Source organism: Nitrosomonas nitrosa, from assembly GCF_003051105.1.
GTDB classification, from domain to species: domain Bacteria; phylum Pseudomonadota; class Gammaproteobacteria; order Burkholderiales; family Nitrosomonadaceae; genus Nitrosomonas; species Nitrosomonas nitrosa.
The window spans coordinates 154,340-173,813 of sequence record NZ_QAOO01000005.1 but is presented as its reverse complement, the minus strand read 5'-3'; the positions used below and the strand labels follow the sequence as shown (position 1 = coordinate 173,813).

The 19,474-nt window shown below is 47.6% G+C and carries 17 protein-coding genes; 6 read left to right on the top strand and 11 right to left on the bottom strand.

The genetic code is table 11. The features are described 5' to 3' along the window. Positions 1 to 74: 74 nt before the first annotated feature. A complete protein-coding gene (locus C8R30_RS16370) occupies positions 75 to 200 on the bottom strand; it encodes a type I restriction endonuclease subunit R (protein ID WP_107789604.1) in 126 nt (41 codons plus the stop codon). 477 nt (positions 201 to 677) lie between these two features. Between C8R30_RS16370 and ovoA the strand changes: the two genes are divergently transcribed. Both ovoA and C8R30_RS04145 read left to right on the top strand, forming a co-directional pair. Then, entirely contained in the window at positions 678 to 2,789 is a 2,112-nt protein-coding gene (gene ovoA / locus C8R30_RS04150) for a 5-histidylcysteine sulfoxide synthase (RefSeq protein ID WP_107789603.1), read from the top strand. Then, positions 2,786 to 3,976 (top strand): MalY/PatB family protein, encoded by a 1,191-nt coding sequence (locus C8R30_RS04145; RefSeq protein WP_090666297.1) that lies wholly within the window; start codon positions 2,786 to 2,788, stop codon positions 3,974 to 3,976. The genes ovoA and C8R30_RS04145 overlap by 4 nt, the downstream gene beginning before the upstream one ends. Before the next feature lie 8 nt (positions 3,977 to 3,984). On the opposite strand, the gene C8R30_RS04140 is transcribed toward C8R30_RS04145, so the two are convergent. From C8R30_RS04140 to C8R30_RS04130, 3 genes are all read right to left on the bottom strand, one after another. Then, positions 3,985 to 4,389, bottom strand: coding sequence for a TIR domain-containing protein (locus C8R30_RS04140; protein ID WP_090666295.1), 405 nt, complete (start codon positions 4,387 to 4,389; stop codon positions 3,985 to 3,987). Positions 4,390 to 4,492: 103 nt separating this feature from the next. Further along, entirely contained in the window at positions 4,493 to 5,893 is a 1,401-nt protein-coding gene (gene nhaC, locus C8R30_RS04135) for a Na+/H+ antiporter NhaC (RefSeq protein ID WP_107789602.1), read from the bottom strand. A 26-nt stretch (positions 5,894 to 5,919) separates the two neighbouring features. Next, on the bottom strand, positions 5,920 to 7,725 hold the full coding sequence (locus C8R30_RS04130) for an SLC13 family permease (protein ID WP_090666291.1): 1,806 nt from the start codon (positions 7,723 to 7,725) through the stop codon (positions 5,920 to 5,922). 476 nt (positions 7,726 to 8,201) lie between these two features. Here C8R30_RS04130 and C8R30_RS04125 point away from each other — a divergent pair, with 476 nt between their 5' ends. From C8R30_RS04125 to C8R30_RS04115, 3 genes are all read left to right on the top strand, one after another. Continuing rightward, positions 8,202 to 8,600 carry a response regulator gene (locus C8R30_RS04125; RefSeq protein ID WP_090666290.1) on the top strand — a complete coding sequence of 133 codons (399 nt, stop codon included), beginning with the start codon at positions 8,202 to 8,204 and terminating at the stop codon, positions 8,598 to 8,600. An 11-nt stretch (positions 8,601 to 8,611) separates the two neighbouring features. Further along, positions 8,612 to 10,051 carry a sensor histidine kinase gene (locus C8R30_RS04120; protein WP_107784537.1) on the top strand — a complete coding sequence of 480 codons (1,440 nt, stop codon included), beginning with the start codon at positions 8,612 to 8,614 and terminating at the stop codon, positions 10,049 to 10,051. A 368-nt stretch (positions 10,052 to 10,419) separates the two neighbouring features. After that, positions 10,420 to 10,863: an alpha/beta fold hydrolase gene (locus C8R30_RS04115; protein ID WP_090666286.1), complete on the top strand. Its 444-nt coding sequence runs from the start codon at positions 10,420 to 10,422 to the stop codon at positions 10,861 to 10,863. Between the two features lie 247 nt (positions 10,864 to 11,110). Here C8R30_RS04115 and C8R30_RS04110 read toward each other — a convergent pair whose 3' ends face one another. The 5 genes from C8R30_RS04110 to ada form a co-directional block, all read right to left on the bottom strand. Then, positions 11,111 to 11,554 carry an ester cyclase gene (locus C8R30_RS04110; RefSeq protein WP_090666284.1) on the bottom strand — a complete coding sequence of 148 codons (444 nt, stop codon included), beginning with the start codon at positions 11,552 to 11,554 and terminating at the stop codon, positions 11,111 to 11,113. 135 nt (positions 11,555 to 11,689) lie between these two features. Continuing rightward, positions 11,690 to 12,397 (bottom strand): 2OG-Fe(II) oxygenase, encoded by a 708-nt coding sequence (locus C8R30_RS04105; RefSeq protein ID WP_107789610.1) that lies wholly within the window; start codon positions 12,395 to 12,397, stop codon positions 11,690 to 11,692. 4 nt (positions 12,398 to 12,401) lie between these two features. Further along, positions 12,402 to 12,905 carry a DNA-3-methyladenine glycosylase family protein gene (locus C8R30_RS16085; protein WP_258191929.1) on the bottom strand — a complete coding sequence of 168 codons (504 nt, stop codon included), beginning with the start codon at positions 12,903 to 12,905 and terminating at the stop codon, positions 12,402 to 12,404. An 81-nt stretch (positions 12,906 to 12,986) separates the two neighbouring features. Further along, positions 12,987 to 13,304: a hypothetical protein gene (locus tag C8R30_RS16080; RefSeq protein ID WP_204799176.1), complete on the bottom strand. Its 318-nt coding sequence runs from the start codon at positions 13,302 to 13,304 to the stop codon at positions 12,987 to 12,989. Beyond that, positions 13,301 to 14,374 (bottom strand): bifunctional DNA-binding transcriptional regulator/O6-methylguanine-DNA methyltransferase Ada, encoded by a 1,074-nt coding sequence (gene ada / locus C8R30_RS04095; RefSeq protein WP_107789601.1) that lies wholly within the window; start codon positions 14,372 to 14,374, stop codon positions 13,301 to 13,303. The genes C8R30_RS16080 and ada overlap by 4 nt, the downstream gene beginning before the upstream one ends. A gap of 698 nt (positions 14,375 to 15,072) precedes the next feature. Between ada and C8R30_RS04090 the strand changes: the two genes are divergently transcribed. Further along, the gene (locus tag C8R30_RS04090; protein WP_239654046.1) at positions 15,073 to 15,444 is read left to right on the top strand and encodes a DUF488 domain-containing protein; all 372 of its coding nucleotides are present in this window, start codon (positions 15,073 to 15,075) and stop codon (positions 15,442 to 15,444) included. 169 nt (positions 15,445 to 15,613) lie between these two features. Here C8R30_RS04090 and C8R30_RS04085 read toward each other — a convergent pair whose 3' ends face one another. Further along, positions 15,614 to 15,901 carry a hypothetical protein gene (locus tag C8R30_RS04085; protein WP_143068199.1) on the bottom strand — a complete coding sequence of 96 codons (288 nt, stop codon included), beginning with the start codon at positions 15,899 to 15,901 and terminating at the stop codon, positions 15,614 to 15,616. Between the two features lie 21 nt (positions 15,902 to 15,922). Then, positions 15,923 to 19,345: a DUF6519 domain-containing protein gene (locus tag C8R30_RS04080; RefSeq protein ID WP_090666280.1), complete on the bottom strand. Its 3,423-nt coding sequence runs from the start codon at positions 19,343 to 19,345 to the stop codon at positions 15,923 to 15,925. Positions 19,346 to 19,474: the final 129 nt, after the last annotated feature.

The following is a 19,474-nucleotide window of genomic DNA, read 5'->3' as shown; positions in this document are numbered from 1 at the left end:
ATGAGCACTTTTTACACTGAAAGTGCTCTTTTGTCCAGATCTTTAAATAACTTTCTGAATTTGATTATGATTGATTAGTGAACAAATTTACCCTGGCCGTGTGCTGCATGGATATTGACTTTATTCGCATCGCTTATCCACCAACCTGCCGCCGTCAGCAGACGATCGATGTGCTCCCTGGCGAACTGTTCTAGTGACAATTTTCTGTATCCATCATAAGGTGAATCCCAACCAGCTTAAATCGGTCTGCTTTAGCCGCAAGCATAGGTCGCCCGAAAGATTGCCGTGAATTGCGGATAATGAAGTCATACGGATTAGCGATTTAGAAAGGACGGGTACCAGGCATTAGTTAGCAACATGCCCTTACCTGAAGCTGTGTTGAAAAAAATGATTGTTGAGATGGGTGAGCAAATAAAGTATCTAGGCGAGAAAAATTTGGTTTTGCGCTCCAAGAATGGCTATTTTATTGCATCACATCACTTTATGTCTCCTAATCGTTAAAGCTCAAACGCATGGCTGGCACGGTATCCCTTTACTTTACCTATCTTCGTTCCTGATTCGCAATTCTCTTGAGTCGCTTGCAAAAATTCACTATTTACCTGTTCAAGTATGACCGCTAAAGTCTGAATAGGTATAATACCGGCTACTCAAGTTTCAAATACGCAGATTGTTAAAATATGTCCAAAAAACTTTTTCAGAGAACGCCGATACTCGATGGCAACGATGTTGATGCCAAACGCGAAGAAATCCGATCTTATTTCCACACCACGCTGGATTGCTATGAGCAGCTTTTTGAAACCTTACGCAACGACGAGGCTTATTACGTCAAGCCCATTACGCTACGGCATCCTCTCATTTTTTATTTAGGACATACGGCTACTTTCTTCGTTAATAAATTGATTCTAGCTGGCTTGATTACCGAGCGCATCAACCCCAAGATGGAATCGATGTTCGCTGTCGGTGTCGATGAAATGAGCTGGGACGATCTGGATACGACTCACTATGATTGGCCCGCTGTTGAAGAAGTGCGCGCCTATCGGCGCACCATGCGCCGCATCGTCGATGAATTGATCAGCAAAACCCCCTTGAGCTTACCCATCGGTTGGGACAGTCCTTGGTGGACGATTGTCATGGGCGTTGAGCACGAACGAATTCATCTGGAAACTTCTTCCGTATTGATTCGCCAGCACGCATTGCAATATGTTCAATCTCATCCCGATTGGCAGCCTTGTCGCAAGACAGGCACGGCGCCGGACAATCAATTGATTACGGTTCCGGCAGGCACCATCCAGATCGGCAAAAATAAAGCGGACTCAACCTACGGTTGGGATAATGAATATGGCCACCATACTGCGGATATCCCCACTTTCCAGGCGAGCCGTCATTTAGTCAGTAACCAGGAATTTCTTGCTTTCGTCGAAGCCAATGGCTATGGTTCTGAAGATCATTGGGAAGAAGAAGGCCGCGGCTGGCTGCGGCATACGTGCGCGCAATACCCCACTTTTTGGATCAAACGGGACAATGAATGGCATTTCCGTCTTATGACCGAGGAAATATCGATGCCTTGGGATTGGCCGGTAGAGGTCAATTACCACGAAGCCAAAGCATTTTGTAACTGGAAAGCAAAAACCAGCGGCTTGCCGGTGCGCCTCCCTACAGAGGACGAATGGTATCGATTATACGATGTCGCAAACTTGTCTGAAGTGCCGCATGCGAGCCCAGCTGCCGGCAATATTCATCTCGATTATTATGCATCGAGTTGTCCCGTGACAGAATTCCCTCAGGGTGAGTTTTTCGATATTGTCGGCAATGTATGGCAATGGACTGAAACCCCCACTTATCCATTTGAAGGCTTTGAAGTTCATCCGCATTATGATGATTTCACCACGCCTACTTTTGACGATCGGCATAATCTCATCAAGGGCGGCTCTTGGATTTCGTGCGGAAACGAGTCATTGCGATCGTCACGCTACGCGTTCCGCCGTCATTTTTTCCAGCATGCGGGATTTCGCTACGTCGTCACCGATGCCCCCGCCTTTCAACCCAGCTCTCATTACGAAACAGACAAATTACTGTCCGAATATGCAGAATTTCACTATGGCGATACCTATTTCGATGTACCCAATTTTCCAGCTACTCTCGCCAAATTGGCGATTGCGGCCATGGGTAACAAACCTGCCCGCAAGGCGCTCGATCTAGGGTGCGCCTCCGGTCGTTCCACGTTTGAACTGGCCAAGCATTTTGATCATGTAACCGGCGTGGATTTCTCGGCGCGTTTCATCAATCAGGGCGTACAGCTCGCTCAGCAAGGCATTTTGCGATATACGTTAACGGATGAAGGTGAGCTGGTTTTCTATAAAGAGCGTTCACTCGCGAGCCTCGGTCTTGATGATGTCAAACATAAAGTCGAGTTCTTCCAGGGTGATGCATGCAATCTCAAACCCATCCTTACGGGCTACGATCTCATTCTCGCTGCCAATTTGATCGATCGATTGTATGATCCAGCCAAGTTCCTGGCCAATGTACATAGCCGCATCAACCAAGGCGGTTTGTTGATGATTGCATCGCCTTATACCTGGCTCGAAGAACATACCAAACGAGAAGCCTGGGTTGGCGGCTTTAAGCGGGATGGTGAAAGCTTCACGACATTGGATGGGTTGAAAGCAATATTGGGCAATCATTTCAAATTGATCCAAGGTCCGCAGGAAGTGCCTTTCGTCATTCGTGAAACCAAACGCAAATTCCAGCACACCCTATCTGAAGTCACGATTTGGGAGAAATTCGCGTGAGCGAGAAGTTCGATCGAGATATTGATCGGTCAGGAACAAACAGCACAAAATTTGACGATCGGCTCGGGATATTTGGCAATGCCAACGTAATGCCACTGTGGGTGGCTGATATGGATTTCGCCGCTCCTGCAGAAATCACGCACGCGTTAATCAGGCGTGCCACCCACCCCATCTATGGTTATACGCTAGTACCGGAAAGCCTCTATGAATCGCTTATTGATTGGCTCAAGCGCCGCCATCATTGGCATGTGGAGCGCGAATGGATCATTCTCAGCCCAGGCGTGGTCCCCTCACTCACCGCGGCAGTCATGGCACTTACGCAACCTCGCGAGCAAGTCATTGTACAGCCACCCGTGTATTTTCCATTTTTTTCAGCAGCAACCAAAACCGACAGGCGGTTAGTACTCAATCCACTGCATCTCGAACAAGGACACTATACGATCGATTTTGATCAGCTTGAACAAATCGGTGCTGATGCACGTATGCTGCTTTTTTGTTCTCCTCATAATCCTGTCGGTAGGGTGTGGCGTAAAGCCGAACTGACGCGGCTGATCGAGATGGCTCAACAATACGATTGGCTGATCATTTCAGACGAAATTCATGCCGACCTGATTTATCCAGGGCAACTGCATTACCCCTTAGCCAATTTAGCTCAAAATGCCGACCATATCATCACGGCAATTGCGCCCAGCAAGACATTCAACATCCCCGGACTACATTTGTCTGCCTTAATCGTGCCTAACAAAACCCACCGAGCTGCGATTATGCATTTTTTCGACATGATCCATGTCAGTGCAGCCAATCCGTTCAGCATCATCGCATTTGAAACTGCGTATCGGCAGGGAGAAAAGTGGCTGGATGAATTGATGCCGTATTTACGAGAAACTCGGGATCAAGTCAGTGCCTATCTATCAGAATATTTAGCCCCCATTCAACTGATCAAACCAGAAGGTACTTACCTTCTGTGGCTCGACTGTCGCGCCTTGAACATGAGCGACAATCAACTCAAGCATTTCTTTATTCATGAGGCCGAGGTTGGACTGAGCCCCGGAATTTTATTTGGAAGAGAAGGGAGCGGATTCATGCGTATGAATATTGGCACGCCCCGCCATCATATTATGAAAGCACTTGAAAATATCAAAAAGGCTTACGATAGAATGAAAATGAGGTCAGGAAAAATAGGTTAAAAATGAAACTATCTCAGTAACTTCCCAATAAACATCGAAACATTCGAGCTGTTCCACAGCAAAATATCTTCGTCTCTCAACAAATCTGGGAATTTCTTGGCAGGCATCTCACAAATTTCATCATCACCGATCAACATAATTTTCAATTTTGCTTCAAACGCACAACGCAACTCCCACAATTGTCCATCAGCCCGCATGGTATTGGTCGAGATAATCCCGATCACCCCATCGCACCCTCTTACCTTTTCCTTGCACTCTTCTTTCCATGCGCTTTCCCACGATCTTTTTTCAGGCATGAAGACACAAGTAAGCTCGGGGCTTTCTTTGTTGATCTGCTCTATCAGCTGATCTCGAAGTTCAGCATCCTTAAGCGCGAAACTGATGAAAAGCTGCTTCGTGGTCGTTTCTTCCATCTAATTCCTCCCTGACTTTTGTTGTTATTAAAAGATGCAAGCTTTACATCTTTTCAGCCTTTTTTCAGGCTGGGAAGGAATATAGCACTCACCCAATCTAGCGTCAACGCGGATGCAAGCGTAACAACCCTATGCCAAGACTGGCCATTGCAATAGAAACTAAGGGATTGAGCAAATTCAAGAAGGCATAAGGCGCATAGTCCAAAACCGGGATTCCCAGCGTCGCAGCATAGAAAGCCCCTGCAGTCGTCCACGGTATCAACGCAGTTGTCAGCGTAGAGCCCTCTTCGACAGAACGAGAAAGTACCGCGCTATCGAGATGGGCCTTATGATAGGCATCTTTGAACAACTGACAATTCAGAATGATCGAAACATAGGCTTCCCCCGTGCCCATATTGCTTGCCAATCCAGAAAGTATCGTGGTCGCGACAAGAGTACGGATACGTTTGATACGCGCGATGAGATGTGCAAGAATGACAGATAAAAATTTCGCTTGATGCAGGATGCCCCCCAGCGCCAAAGCCATGATCGAGAGCAACAATGTCCATGCCATGCTATAAATGCCACCTCTACCCAGTAAAGTATCGATATTCTCTATACCGGTGTTGCCGGGTTGATTGAGCCAAAGCGCATTGAATACCTCGATGATATTTCTTTCTTGATAAATAATGGCGATCAGCATGGCTAACACGATGCTGCATGACATGCTGACTACAGGTGAATACTTTTTGATGCTCATGACCAACATGCACACGAGGGGTAATGCAGTAACCCATAAGCTCAACTGAAATACACTTTCCAGTCCGCTCTGAATCAATGCTATTTCCTGCACTGGCAATACACGATCCGAATATTGCATCCCAATCAGAGTAAAAATGATGAGCGTCAGTACAAAAGCTGGAACGGTGGTATACAGCATGGCGTAGATATGGCGATAAAGGTGGGTACCCGCACTCATGGCCGCAAGATTCGTCGTGTCCGAGATAGGCGACAATTTGTCACCAAATGTAGCGCCTGACACGATCATACCTGCCACGATCGCCAAAGGAATGCCAATGACTTCCGCCATACTGATCAGTACCACCCCTATCGTTCCCACCGTTCCCCATGAAGTGCCCGTGGTAATCGACATGACGCTACACAAGATCAATCCCGAAACTAGAAAAACAGTGGGATTCAGGATCTCAAGCCCATAATACAGAAGACTGGCTATGGTGCCGCTTTGCATAAAGCTGGCGATGACCATCCCAATCAAGATGAAAATATAGATTGCGGGAAGTGCGTTACTGATCCCCTTATTCATCATCTGCTGAATGTCATTGAAGGTATAGCCCAGCACTGCGGCATGTCCCCCCACCCACAATAAGCACAGGAAGATGAGCGTGTGAATATGGATTTCAAAAATGAACATCCCCAATGAAATTGCCATAAACACACCGAGCATACAAACGATCGCCTGTAAAAACGAAGGCTCTTTTTGTGCTGTCACGTCAGTTTGTGCCATTTGTTTTATCAGCTATGCGCTTATATTTAATTTTCAGTCAACACGGGCACCAATGGCCAGAAAAACGGGATCAGCAAGGCAGCACCTATCCCCAGCAGTATATTTAACGGGATCCCTAAACGTGCAAAATCACTAAATTTATAGTTCCCGGCACTGTAGACCAATGTATTGGTTTGATAACCGATAGGCGTCGCAAAGCTCATGCTAGCGGCAAACATCACACCTACCACGAAAGGCCTTGCATCTACCCCCATATGCTGCGCCAGCTCGATCACTATAGGCGTCATCAGCACCGCGACTGCATTGTTACTCAATATTTCTGTGGTCATGGATGTCAGCAAAATCACTGCCAAGAGTATCCACCATGGCCCCCATCCTTCTCCCAAATATAGAAGGCTGCGCGCGATGATATCCGCCAAACCCGATTCGCGCATGGCGATGCTAATGGCCAACATTCCAAATATCATTACGATCAATGGCCACTCGATTGACTTGTAGGCTTCATCCGAACGGATACACCCTGTGGCCAATACCACTGCCACGCCCATGATGGCCAAAGCTTCGATTGGTAAGATTTTGAAAGCAGCCAAAATCATGACACCCGCCATCACTCCCAAAGCAATCGGCGCCTTATGCTGGCGTGGCGCAGTCACCTTACCTTCCGTCAGGGCAAATACATCGCCATTCTCACAGAACCGCTTAATTTGCGCAGGTGTCCCTTCTACCAATAAAACATCACCAAATTGCAATTGGAAATCATCGACGATATCGCCTATGCTTGCATCTTTCCGATGCACTGCGATGAGATGGATGCCGTATCGCGCCAATAAATCCAGATCTCGAATGGGGCGTTGTACATAGCGGGAACTCGAACCGACTATCGCTTCGATAACGATCGCGTCCTTGCGTCGGAGCATTTCGAGATCATGATTCGTATTACCCTGCAAACCCACCAGATCCGATGAGTGCAAATCCATCATGGTGCTGCCTTTGCTGTGAACTATCAAACGGTCACCCACTTTCAACCGGGTATTGATAGGCGGGGATGAAACCGCCTCGTCATTACGAAATAGCTTTAATACAGCCACCCCTGCTTGCCCTAGTTTTGCTTCTGCTAACGTTTTACCCGCCAATCGGGATTTTTCGGGCACAAATAGTTCCGTCATAAAGGCACGGTCGCTGACACCCATAAACTGTTGAGCGAGTGTTTCACGCAGAGGTAAAAACTTTGGAGCTAAAAAAAAGATGAAGATCAGACCCAGGAAACCAAGAATGATAGCTGGCACAGTAATTTCAAACATGTTGAAGGGAGCCAAACCCATATCACGCGCCACGCCATCGACAAGAATATTGGTAGAAGTGCCGACCATCGTCATCATGCCGCCTAAAATCGTCGCGTAGGAAAGCGGGATCAAGAAACGAGAAGGTGACGTCTGTAATTTAGTGGCCAGCGTGATGACGGCAGGCATGAGCACCATAACCACAGGCGTATTGTTGATAAACGGTGATATGACCAACGCCGTTATCATGATGACTAGCAAAAGCTTACGCTCGCTTTGGCCAGCCGTCCCCCCCATCCACTGGGATAGCTTAGCGACACAACCTGTCTTCTCAAGCGCCGCACTGATAATAAATAGCGCTGCAATGGTGATCGGCGCACTATTGCTGAACACACTCAGCACTTGCTTACTGTCGAGCAGCCCTAAGCTCAACAACACAGCAACGGCCACAACAACCGCGGTATCCGGTTTAGTCCATTCTCGTACAAAAGCGAGCAGTAAAAGAAAAATAATGCATGCAACCAATATTGGATTTATTAATTCAGCAGCCAAAAATCACCTCAAGTTTATTATCAGACAAGCATTGAATCACCACTCATCGTTTATTGATTATTCCATACCCGGATGTAAAGACAGGGCAATCATTTGCTCAAGTACTGCTTTTTGCATTAATAATTTACCCTCATAGTGTTAGTGATCGCGTTATTTCCATGCGCTTTGAAAGCCAAATCCACGCTCCGAAACGCTATCCTACCCAAGCTAGTAATTTTAAACCGTCTACACAAAAAATTATCACTTTCCTATTCATGCAGCGAATTTAGCAAAATGAATCGAAATATCTTGCTCACTGAGAATTGCAAGCGTAGTATTTTTCCAGAAGAGATTTATGAATAAGCACAACTAAGCCGTTGTTCGTTTTCTAGGGATCATTCAAAAAATGCTGGAAAACTTCGATCATGGGTAGAGTTTGCCATTCAAAGGTCTACACTGATGTTGAGCTGTCTACTGACTGACTAAAGGAGTGGTATATGACACAAAGAATTGCCCACGTCGATGACGATCCTGATATTCGAGACACTGTTTGCCAAATTCTGAGTGCGCATGGCTATCTAGTTGATAGCTATCCAACAGTAGGAGATTTTTTCAATTCACTCAACAACCCCGCTGTTATTCCCGATCTGGCCATTCTTGATGTCATGGTTGAATCCATGGATGCAGGTCTGAATGCTTATGTCGAATTACATGAACGCTTCCCTAAAATGCAAGCGATCTTTATGACATCTCTGGGCGACATGATTCTGCCCTATTTTGAAAACAAATCGCAAGAATGGATCTGTATCATCGAGAAACCAATCGAGCCAACTGTTTTACTATCGATAATTCGGGATCGTTTGAGCGCCACGAAACCTGAAATGAGCCCTTCTTAGCAGAAAGCAGTATGGCGACAGCCGATTTTTCATGGAGCAAGCCAGGACAGCAATTTACTCTGGCCGAAGGCAAAACAAGTGGACAAAAATTAAGCGACGAAATCTTAGTCGATAACATTCGCTGGTTCATTGTTTTTCGATGGGCGGTAATTGGTTCGCTAGTTTTTTTTCAGATTTTCACTTTAATCGCCCCTGACACGCTCAACCAGTTAGGCATCAGAAACCAGCAAGATTGGCCGCTAATCCTCACGGTTATTTTGAGCGCAGCCAACTTTGCCTATATCTATGCATTGGATTTCTGCCCACCTTCAAAATATAACTCACCCTCGATCAATATCTGGGTACAAATCATCGTTGATTTATTGTGCCTATCGGTTGTCGTACACTATGTCGGCAGTACGGCTACACCTGCTCCGTTTTTTTATATCTTGCACGTTGCCCTGGCATGTATCTTTTTTTCAACGCTCGAGAGTTTCTTTGTAGCCATTGTAGTCTCTACGATGTATACGATCGTTTTACTGATTGAAAGCGGAATGTTTTTTCAGGTACCCCATTCGATTTTAATCGACCCACACTATTCGAATGAAAGTTTGAACCAAGGACGCGTGCTCGTTTGGATGGTCGCTCTCGATACCTTGTTCCTCATCGTCTGGTACGTTGTTTCGCGCCTTACCCTGGTGGTGCGCAAACACGAGCAACATCTGCGGGAAGCTTATGAACAAATCAATCAGGCACAGATTGCGAAAGACCAGTATGCCATGTTAATGACCCATCAATTGAAAGCCCCCTTGGATGCGATCCGCAGCAAGATTAACCTTGTCAAAGGAGGCTATTGTGGTCGAGTACCCCGCAGTATCGAAGATGTGCTTGTCAGAATCGATAAGCGGGGACAAGGGATGTCCAGTTTAATCCTGGACGTGCTCAGACTCGAGCGGCTTAAAACGGCCGGAAGGAATACGGACAAGATGGAAGATGTGGATATCTCAACCACCCTCCATAAATGCATCGATAAATTGGAACCCGTAGCAAATGCTAGAAACATTAAAATGACGCTGTCGATGCAAAATTTTATCGCTTTTGGCATTCCCGATCAGATAGAGATCCTGTTGGAAAACATCCTATCGAATGCAATCAATTATTCCTACGACAACGCAACGGTCGACATCGCTTCAGTGATTGACGTGAAGAACGATACAGCTACAATGACCATTACCGATCATGGCATAGGTATTGAAGAAAAAGATTTGCCTAATATTTTTGATGAATACTTTTATTCGCCCAGAGCCGTTATGCATAATCAATCATCGAGCGGCATTGGCCTATCCTTGGTCAAAATTGCAGCTGCCAATAATAATATTCAGTTGAAGGTTTCTAGCGAACCGGGGTTAGGCACTTCATTTTCGATCATTTTTCCCAATATTCGCATTCCGACAGACAACGAACAAAACTAGTCCATACCACGAGAACCTGCATGTAGTAGTCCTTACACAATACAATCAATATATACCGGTTATACCTCATAATTCGGCACCTATACCTTCTTCCGCTGGCTGAGTGAGGATGATAGAAACCGGATTCTGACTTTGGTTCTATAGATTGTTGGGTATACATTTACGTAATTGGCTACGCTACATCGCGATACCGCTATGCATCCTGCTCCTGCTGGGGAGCTGCCCTTATACTCGACCCTTTACAGACGCTTCAGGTCGGGCTATTCCTGCTAGCCTCGCACAAATGGAAATGCTCCAAATTGGCGGCGTGAAACAATCGGTCTGGTTTCGAGGGCGCGACACAGCAGCTCCGGCACTACAATGCCGCATTGGAAGACTATTTTCTGGTTGTCTATTGGGAGCAACGAGGAGCCGGGAGGTCGTATCATGGAAACATCGCTCGCGAATCGATGACTATCGAACCAATCGAGCAGGATCTTGATGAGCTTGTCGATCTGGTACGAAATCGATTCGGAAAAGAACGCGTCATTTTACTGGGTCATTCCTGGGGCACTATCCTCGGCACTCGCTATGCCCATGTTCATCCGGAGAAAGTTGCCGTCTATGTCGGAGTCGCGCAGATCGCCGACTTCGCGGAAGGGGAACAAATCTCGCTTCAATGGGCACTGGCACAAGTCAAGGCACACGATAATCAAAGGGCATTGAATACGCTACAGTCTATAGCACCTGCGCCACAGACAGTTTCACAGGAACTCGAGCTTGGGCGCTGGGTAGGGCGCTCGGGGGTTCACTCCGCGGAGGACTCAATATAGGCAAGTTGATTTGGGCCGCGTTGTGCACGGACGAAGCCAATCCTGTCGATCTATGGAAATTTGGACCAGGCAACCACTTTTCACTGAACGCTCTGCGTCCGCAATACTCGCAGGTAAATCTGACAACTATCCACCGGTTTCAGGTACCTATCGTCTTCATGCTCGGTCGACATGATTGGCGTCAACTCCTTCGATCAAACGATTAGCGGCGCTTGCCGGTGAGTCTGCTCAAGACAAGCGCCAATCATCAGTTTTTAGGTAACAATCCTAATTGCTGTAATGCAGTCAATGCGCCTTCTTCACCTATCTCTTCGGCGATTTTGCCGTTTTCGATGCGAAATACCGTTGTGCCAGTAAAACGCATGGAACGACCTGACGCTTCCGGTAATGCACCGATGGGTAAATCGCCGAATGCTGGGCCGGTATGCGTACCACCACCTTCCCAACGACCCACAACGTAGTCGCCTTCAGCTATGAGTTCGCCAACACCCCAGAAATTCAGATCAGGAAACGCCGTGCGGAGTTCTGTCATCATTTTTTTGACGGCTTCACGTCCTCGTCGCGAGCCATGCATCGGATAATGTACCAGAACATCGGGCGACGCCAATTCGTCGATCACATTTGGGTGCCAGGGGTTGCCCCAAAACTCAGTAAACCAACGAGTAACAATTGCTTTATTCGTTTCTAACATAATCGTTCTCCAAACAAGGTTGCAGGAATAACCAGGATCGACGGAAGCAACCGGAACCGCCGAGTCGACCGTCATACTAGCCGGGACGACAGCAAAGCAAACTCCGATTCTTGCGATTAAACAAGATTCATGCCGTTATTTGGCATCGTGAAAGATGATACCCAGGGTGTGGCGCTGACCAGAACGGATACGGCTGACGCCATGACGCATATTGACGCGGTAATAACCACGAGAACCCTGTACTGGGCGATAATACACGGCGAATATGCATGCATCGCCCTGTTTTAACGGTACTACTTCCGCGCGTGATTGCATGCGTGGCCGTTGTTCTGTCAGAATGAATTCACCGCCGGTAAAGTCGACATTGGGCTCCGAAAGCAAAATCACCACTTGCAATGGAAATATCCAATCACCATACAAATCTTGATGTAGACAATTGTAATCGTTTAGCCCATAGCGAAGTATTAGCGGAGTAGGTTTGCACTGTCCTGCTTGATGGCAATGGGCAATAAAGTCATCATGGATCGCCGGAAAATGCGGTGCCAACCTCATTGCGCACTGCCAGCGATTGGCGATGTCTACCAACGGGACGTACAGCGCACGACGCAATTGCGCGATAACATCCGGTAGTGGATATTGGAAGTACCGATATTCGCCGCTGCCGAAACCATGTCTTGCCATGGTGACTTGACTACGAAACAGTTGGTCGTTGTCATAATATTCAGCTAAAGACTGACAAAGGTGCGGTGGCAGTAATCGGTCAATAACAGAGTAACCTTGATTATCCAAGCCTTGGTAAATAGAAGGCCAAGAAATCGTTTGTAGTTTGTTACAGTCATCCAAGACTTTATCCTCCACTGAATACCAGTTCCCATAAATGCGCAGCGACCAAAGTCCGCCATGGTACAAAGTTTTCCAACCATTGCTGAGCCTGATTTTCATCCGTCACCTCAGCCGGGTTTAATAAAACGTGTAAGCCGGGGGCGACGGCAGCATCGTCATGCAGTGAGCCGCTCAACCAGCCATAGCCGCGCAATAGCGCATAATTGACAGTCCAGGAGCCAATGCCGTGAATCTTCAATAGTTGTTGACATATTTGCTTTATCGGCGGCTCTTTTTGAGTGTTATTCAATATTAATTCACCGGACACGAACATTTGACTCACTGTCAACAAGGTTTGCGCTTTGCTTTGCGAGAATCCAGCTTGGCGCAAGTCGCCGATGCTTAAATCCGCTACATGCCGTGCGTACGGGTAGCAATATAAACTGCTGGAATACTGTAACCCGACCAATTGAATTAATTTACGGTGTAATGAAATAGCGGCGGCCATACTGATTTGCTGTCCGGTGATCGCTCACCTTAAGGCTTCACATGAAGTTGGTGCGGTCAGCAGGCACCCGCAATCCGGATTGCTTGTCAATCAGCCCCCAAACTACGGATGTTGACCAACGCTTTTCTCAAAAATATCAATGGGCTGATTTATTCCAAGCATCCGAACGAACGTGGATGATTCGTCAGCTGCCAATGAAGCTAGTGTATGACCGATACTCAGTACTATTTCAGTGAACAGTAGTAAAAACCTAGGTGTTAAATCAGCCGTCGAACTATGCCATACGATGCCTTTTCGCAACTGGTTGGCCTCTAGTGAATCTGAACTGGCTGAGGCATCACTGATATGGAAAGACAAAATATCCATCATCTGATAATTTGTATGTAACGGCAGCGTGCAAAACAATACGCTGGTGCTCATACTTGACTCTCCCGGCGTAACAGCTCAGCTTTGCGCTCAACTCCCCAACGGTAACCGGACAAACCGCCGTCCGAGCGGATAACCCGGTGACATGGAATCGCCACGGCCAGTGTATTCGCTGCACAGGCACTGGCTACTGCTCGTACTGCTTTTGGTGCACCGATGCGTTGTGCAATATCCCTATAGCTCACTTTTTCGCCGATAGGGATCTGCTTCAAAGTCTGCCAAACTCGCAGTTGAAATGCAGTGCCACGCATGTCCAGCGGTAAATCCAAGCCGATAGCTGGAGCTTCGACAAAACCGACCACTTTGGCAACCCATTGCTCGAACTCATCATCGCCGCCGATCAGCTCAGCCTGGGGAAAACGGTCTTGTAACTCCCGAACCAAGTAGTCAGGATCATCGCCCAAGGCAATAGCACAAAGTCCAATTTCACTGGCCGCTACCAGAATAGAACCAAGAGAGCATTCGCCCAAGGCAAAGCGAATCCGGCTATTGGCGCCACCAGCACGATAGTCGGATGGCGTCATGCCTAACAGTTGCGACGATTGCGCATAAAAACGGCTGTTAGAGTTATAACCGGCATCATAGATAGCCGCAGTAACCGTCTGACTTTTCATTAGTTGGTCCCTTACTCGGTTACCGCGCTGGGCCGCCGCATAGGCTTTGGGTGTCAAACCGGTGATTGCTTTAAAAATTCGGTGGAAATGAAAAGAACTAAGTCCAGCAATAGCTGCCAACTCTGCGAGACTAGGCTCGTTTATCGCCGTTTCTAGCAAACGGCAGATTTCGGTAACTTTATCGATATGCTGTTCGCGCAAGGAAGGTTGATCCGGTTTACAGCGCTGACAGGGACGGAATCCAGCCGCTTCAGCTTCGTCTCGACTAAGATGGAACTGGACGTTTTCCGGTTTGGCGGTACGAGCAGGACAAGAAGGTCGGCAATAGACGCCAGTGGTTTTAACCGAATAGAAAAAGCTACCATCAGCTGCTGAATCACGGGCAAGCACGGCTTGCCAACGATGATCGCTCTCAATTGGCAAGGTGTCAGTTTTTTTCGAGTTCGGCATGTTGATTTCTGTTTTCTTTCATTCATGCCGTAACTTTACTTGAATTGCCGTTTTCAAACACTCCGAGTCTTGCTTTCAAATTCGAATTAGTGTCTTATCAAAATAAATGCCGCATTACTTAACTGCCTAAAATATTATAAGTTTGTAGACAGGATAAATTTGTTCATTAATTAATCATAATCAAATTCAGAAAGTTATATAAAGATCTGAATAAAAACGTACTAACAGTGTAAATAGTGCTCATGAGAATCAATCTTGAGCAATGATGTATTCGCCCGGTGAACAAATTAGAGGAGCCACGCTACCGAGAGTTGATGTAGCGATAACATTATCTTGGTGATTCTGCCAAGATTGGTCACACTCTCTGGTATGTTGCCACTCATGGTGAAGAAAGGGCGGCATCAATTAGTTTTTCCGCTGCTGCCTGGAAGTGCGGTGTGCTTGATCGCTGAATAGGATGGGACTTTCGTCACCAATAAGATCGTTTGAATTTGAGTCGACAAAATCAACATAACCCATACGCTAACTTACAATTTTACCCTGATTCTGTGTTCTCCCCTACCGGGTGTTAGCCCTTCAAAATCCTCTAGTAGCATGTAATCCGTGATATTGTAATTCAATGATTGTTTCCTTTAAAAACAAAGGGTATATAATGGTATTGTCCCCCGCCGTACCAGGAAGGCTTGCCCTCAGAATTTATGGCGAATAGCAAAAATATGAATATCTTTATTAAACGAGCATATGAAAAACCAGACCTAAATGATGGGTTAAGGATCTTGGTCGATAGACTCTGGCCTAGGGGCCTGTCAAAAGCGGATGCCAAAATTGACGTATGGCTAAAATCTGTAGCCCCTTCGAATGATCTGCGTAAATGGTATCAACATGATGTTCAAAAGTGGGATGAGTTCAAAAAAAGGTATTTTGCCGAGCTAGATAGAGAAAAAGAGGCTGTAAACGAATTATTTGAGTATGTAAAAAAAGGCAAAGTCACATTTCTTTACTCGGCAAAAGAATCGCTCAAAAATAATGCGACCGCCTTAAAAGAATATGTAGGTTCAGCACTGTCTTAGTTGCATCACAATATATAGCGCAGGATTCTACAAGCGCAGGAGTATTCTTCGCTTTGCCGGCATTGGGTGAAGTCCCCTATTACATTTCATGTATTCCTAACTGCCGAACTGAGAATGAGCTCGTGTTTAATCTGCTTTAAAGTACGCGATGAAGATAATCATCGTAAGGCTATCTACCAATTTGTTTTTTTAGTTCATCAATTTCAAGTCTTAGTTTAGCCAATAACGCTTTGCGCTGCTCGATACGTTGATCCCAGCGGCTGAGGATCAAATCACGCTCTTTGGCGGCCATTTCAATATCTTTTTCTATACGTTCGAGTGCTTTCTCCTTTTCCTCGATTAAGGCCGGGGCGGTCAGTTTTCTGCCTTTATGCAAAGCTTCGAATTGTTGAGTCAATTTAGAATTGAACTCTTGCTCCAATTTCAAAGCATCTTGTACTGTTTTGATATCCATCATGAGCTCCTTTATATCGCGTCCTTAAATCTTGACATTGAAATTATTGATCGGGGTGGGGGTAACGGTACCCACTTGTATATAATCACCCGTCGTTATATTGCCCATGAGAGCGACTTGGTTACGGTTGCTGAGTGACATGGCATTGACTCTGAGCGGAGCTTTTACATGATTCCCCATCGCGATGAGATGGCCGCCCCACAAGACGATCGTTGCACCCGATTGATTGAAGGTTGCGTTCAAGTGATCACAGACATTATGACTGAAGGTGACTTTTTCAAAACGAAAATCAAAATTGTCGTTGATCACTATACGAAAAAACTCCACCAAACTCGTTTGTCCCGGTCCACGAAAGTGATTGTCGCTCACTTGCGCACTTCCCGACATCAACTCGACAATGGCTGCACCTGTTGCCACCCGGGCAGCCAGCGGCCCAATAAATAAAAATGCACGGTGCTCTTGCTGCATGTCCAATCGGTCTGCTTGTGTATAGCCGACTCGATTATTGATCGCCTGCAGAGCCGGCACCCAACCCACCATACCCAGCGCACGCACCGCTGTCACTTGACTACCGTCCGCGGAAATGCCGGTATCGAGCACTTCGCAGCCATCAATACGCACCATCGCACCCTCACTCACCATCAATTCTTCCGAGAAAACGGCCAGCGCCATGGATAAAGCGGGCGAATAGCCACAATTCATCAGACGGTTATCCAGTAAAGCGGTCGATCCGCGCGCGAACAGCGTGATACCCGTCATGATGCAGGATTGCAGATGATTGTCACTGATCTCCAAATTCAATTCCTGCGTTGCGGTAATCCCGGTCACAACCTGATCAATATGATTGCCGAGTAAATGATTATGCTCACCTTCCGTACTATGCAACGCAAAGAATACCGCTTGCAACATATTATCCTGCACACAGCTATGATGGCAGTCATCGAGCCGTACGCCATACCACCCACCCCCTTCCCCATCGATAACATTCCTGCTCACGATCGCATCGTTGATACGTGAGATGACGATACCCACTTGGGGTCCCTGCAGATGATTGTCGCTAAGCGTAATGTGATCCGCAGCACTTCCCTGTTGAGCACTCGGTAAGCAATAAATACTGGCGGGTACCAGCAATTGGTTGGGCCTAAAGAAACTATGCAAACAATTTGCGGCTACCGTCACCTCAGCCGAACTGACAAGAATACCGCCCCACAAGGGGGAGTTCAGGTCGATATCGTTGCGGCGCACTTCGCAATCGGCCGCTTCGACAGTAATGGCATAAAAACGGGTATCAAGATATTGGCGTAGCGATGCAGTATCGGTTGGTGGAGGTTCTGGTGCTTCAGAGGTAAAACCACTTCGACGAATACGATTGCCGATGATAACGGAACCGGCTGCGTAATACCCCACATGTATCCCGATCCAGAAATGGTCGATCATATTGTTCTCAATATGACAGGGCATCGCTTCCTCAGGATTTGCGCGGATGCCATATTGACCCAATGAGAAGTTACCGGCCGCAGCTTCACCGACTTGGCCGCTAATAACATTGTTGCTGATCAACATGCGTCCGCGATACTCACCCAGCCAGATACCATAGAGCAGATTCTGCAAGCGGTTACCAGCAATGGTGACATCCGTCACATTGTTGAGGTAGCAACCTACCTGACTGGTGAATGTGCTCGCAGTAACGACTAATTCACAATGCTCGATGCGGAGTCTTGAGCAACTATCGGCATACAGTAGCATGCCCATATCGATGGTGCGAGCCGTCTCAAATCGGATACTCTTCACAACGATGTCGGTTACCAGAGCGTTAACGCCAATTTGCAATACCTGCGAGGGACTGCTCGATCGAACGATGGCACCGGGCCCTTCCCCTTGCAGAATAATCCGGGAAGCGCGAATTTCGATCGGCGTTGCGACAAGGTGAACACCGGTTTTCAAGCATACGCATCCCCCTTCGGTGGGTAAAGCATCCAATGCAGCTTGGATGCTTTCACCGGGTGCGACGGTAATGGTACAGCATCCCCCACATGCCGGCGGCCAGTGCGTACGACAGTCTTGTTCCGTATCGGGAAAAGTAACGAGAGCAAGGCGTGCATAATGGCGATGGATGCCTCGAGGCGGTGCATCATTAAATGTTTCCACCGAAGTGTCGTTCGTTCGTGCAGCCGACATCCAATAATCGCCGCAGCGGAATCCATCACCAGCGGGATCGAGACTGAACTGAACTTGAATGCCCTTCTCCAGTACCACCCACACCCCGGCCGCGGGTACCGGAATCACCCCCGAACTCCCCGCCATATCGAGGTTGATGATTTCATTGTCATCCGCATCGCGCACAATGCCCTGCTGATCCCAGCGCCGTACACGTGTATGGCGACTGGTCAACGTGTCGTCCCCACCAGCAGGAATCAGATCAACCGGCAACGCTGGAGCGAATTGGATGGTTTGCTTGGCGTCATCCACAGTAATTTTGCGCATTTCGCCGCGCCGTAGCGCAGGGTCGCCATTTTCTCCGCTGAGTTCGCGCCGGTCGTCGAGTATTTCCACCCAGTCCCCGGTATTGAAGCGTAGTACGGTATCACGGCCTAAACTCGCTAGTTTGAGTTCGGTGCTGGCCGCAGTGTGAGAGACGATTTCGACTACATTGCTCGCCACACTGGCGTTATCACGCGACCATTTGAAGGTTGCCACGCCCACAACACCCTCATCGTGAATCTCGATGCGATAAAGTTGATTTTCCAGTCCGCGATAACCACCGCTTGGTGGTAACTCGCAAGGATCGAGGTCAGGCGGCACGCCTTCCGCCTTGATGGACATGCGACCGGCAGAAGGGCGAATCAGCGTTTGCCATGCGGAAAATTGGTCATCCGGGGTTTTGCAATCAGCAGTACCAATATTGCCGAGAAAGCGTACCTGCCAGACGGTTTGCCAACGTGTGGTCGTATCCACACCGACCGCATTCTCGATGATCTGAGGGTGTTGCAGATAAGTCAGTTCACGTTGCCATACTTCCAGATAAGCGAGATGGGGACCCCCAGCGGGAAGTGCAGGTGGGGCAGGGAAATAAGGCTGTTGGTCATACCCGAGTGCCGTCTGTCCGCGTAATTCGGCAAGCACCGGATCAAATTCTACCGCCCCTCCGCCATGATTTTCCGCCAGCAACCCATCCACATACATCCGCCCACGGCCAATAGTGATATTGCCGCCCGCTGCCTCGATCTTGAAAGCGTCGGGCGTTTGCGGAGAAACGACGGCAACACCTATCATTCCCGGTGTCGGCTGTACGCCAAACGTATCCACGCTTTCCGCGCGAATGCGCCGATCCAACGCCGCTACCCACTCGTTCCAATCCGAATCCAGTTGCACCCGCCCCTGCTGCATCAAAACGCCTGCAAAATCGTTTTCCGGTTTAAAGCGAATCCGGCTGTAGTCTCCGCTCATACAATTCTCCTTATTGTGATAACGGCCAATCTATAATCTTTAAAGGCGTTTCTGAAAAAATTTATTTTTCTCGTTCCAGCAGTACCCGCTTTCAGTCTGTTTCTGGGCTTCTATCTCTTGAACTATAAA

What these genes read in the sequence shown, in the direction of transcription:
- ovoA (WP_107789603.1), top strand. Translation starts at nt 678, where the DNA reads ATGTCCAAAAAACTTTTTCAGAGAACGCCGATACTCGATGGCAACGAT.
- C8R30_RS04140 (WP_090666295.1), bottom strand. Translation starts at nt 4,389, where the DNA reads ATGGAAGAAACGACCACGAAGCAGCTTTTCATCAGTTTCGCGCTTAAG.
- nhaC (WP_107789602.1), bottom strand. Translation starts at nt 5,893, where the DNA reads ATGGCACAAACTGACGTGACAGCACAAAAAGAGCCTTCGTTTTTACAG.
- C8R30_RS04125 (WP_090666290.1), top strand. Translation starts at nt 8,202, where the DNA reads ATGACACAAAGAATTGCCCACGTCGATGACGATCCTGATATTCGAGAC.
- C8R30_RS04120 (WP_107784537.1), top strand. Translation starts at nt 8,612, where the DNA reads ATGGCGACAGCCGATTTTTCATGGAGCAAGCCAGGACAGCAATTTACT.
- C8R30_RS04110 (WP_090666284.1), bottom strand. Translation starts at nt 11,554, where the DNA reads ATGTTAGAAACGAATAAAGCAATTGTTACTCGTTGGTTTACTGAGTTT.
- C8R30_RS16080 (WP_204799176.1), bottom strand. Translation starts at nt 13,304, where the DNA reads ATGAGCACCAGCGTATTGTTTTGCACGCTGCCGTTACATACAAATTAT.
- ada (WP_107789601.1), bottom strand. Translation starts at nt 14,374, where the DNA reads ATGCCGAACTCGAAAAAAACTGACACCTTGCCAATTGAGAGCGATCAT.
- C8R30_RS04090 (WP_239654046.1), top strand. Translation starts at nt 15,073, where the DNA reads ATGGCGAATAGCAAAAATATGAATATCTTTATTAAACGAGCATATGAA.
- C8R30_RS04085 (WP_143068199.1), bottom strand. Translation starts at nt 15,901, where the DNA reads ATGATGGATATCAAAACAGTACAAGATGCTTTGAAATTGGAGCAAGAG.
- C8R30_RS04080 (WP_090666280.1), bottom strand. Translation starts at nt 19,345, where the DNA reads ATGAGCGGAGACTACAGCCGGATTCGCTTTAAACCGGAAAACGATTTT.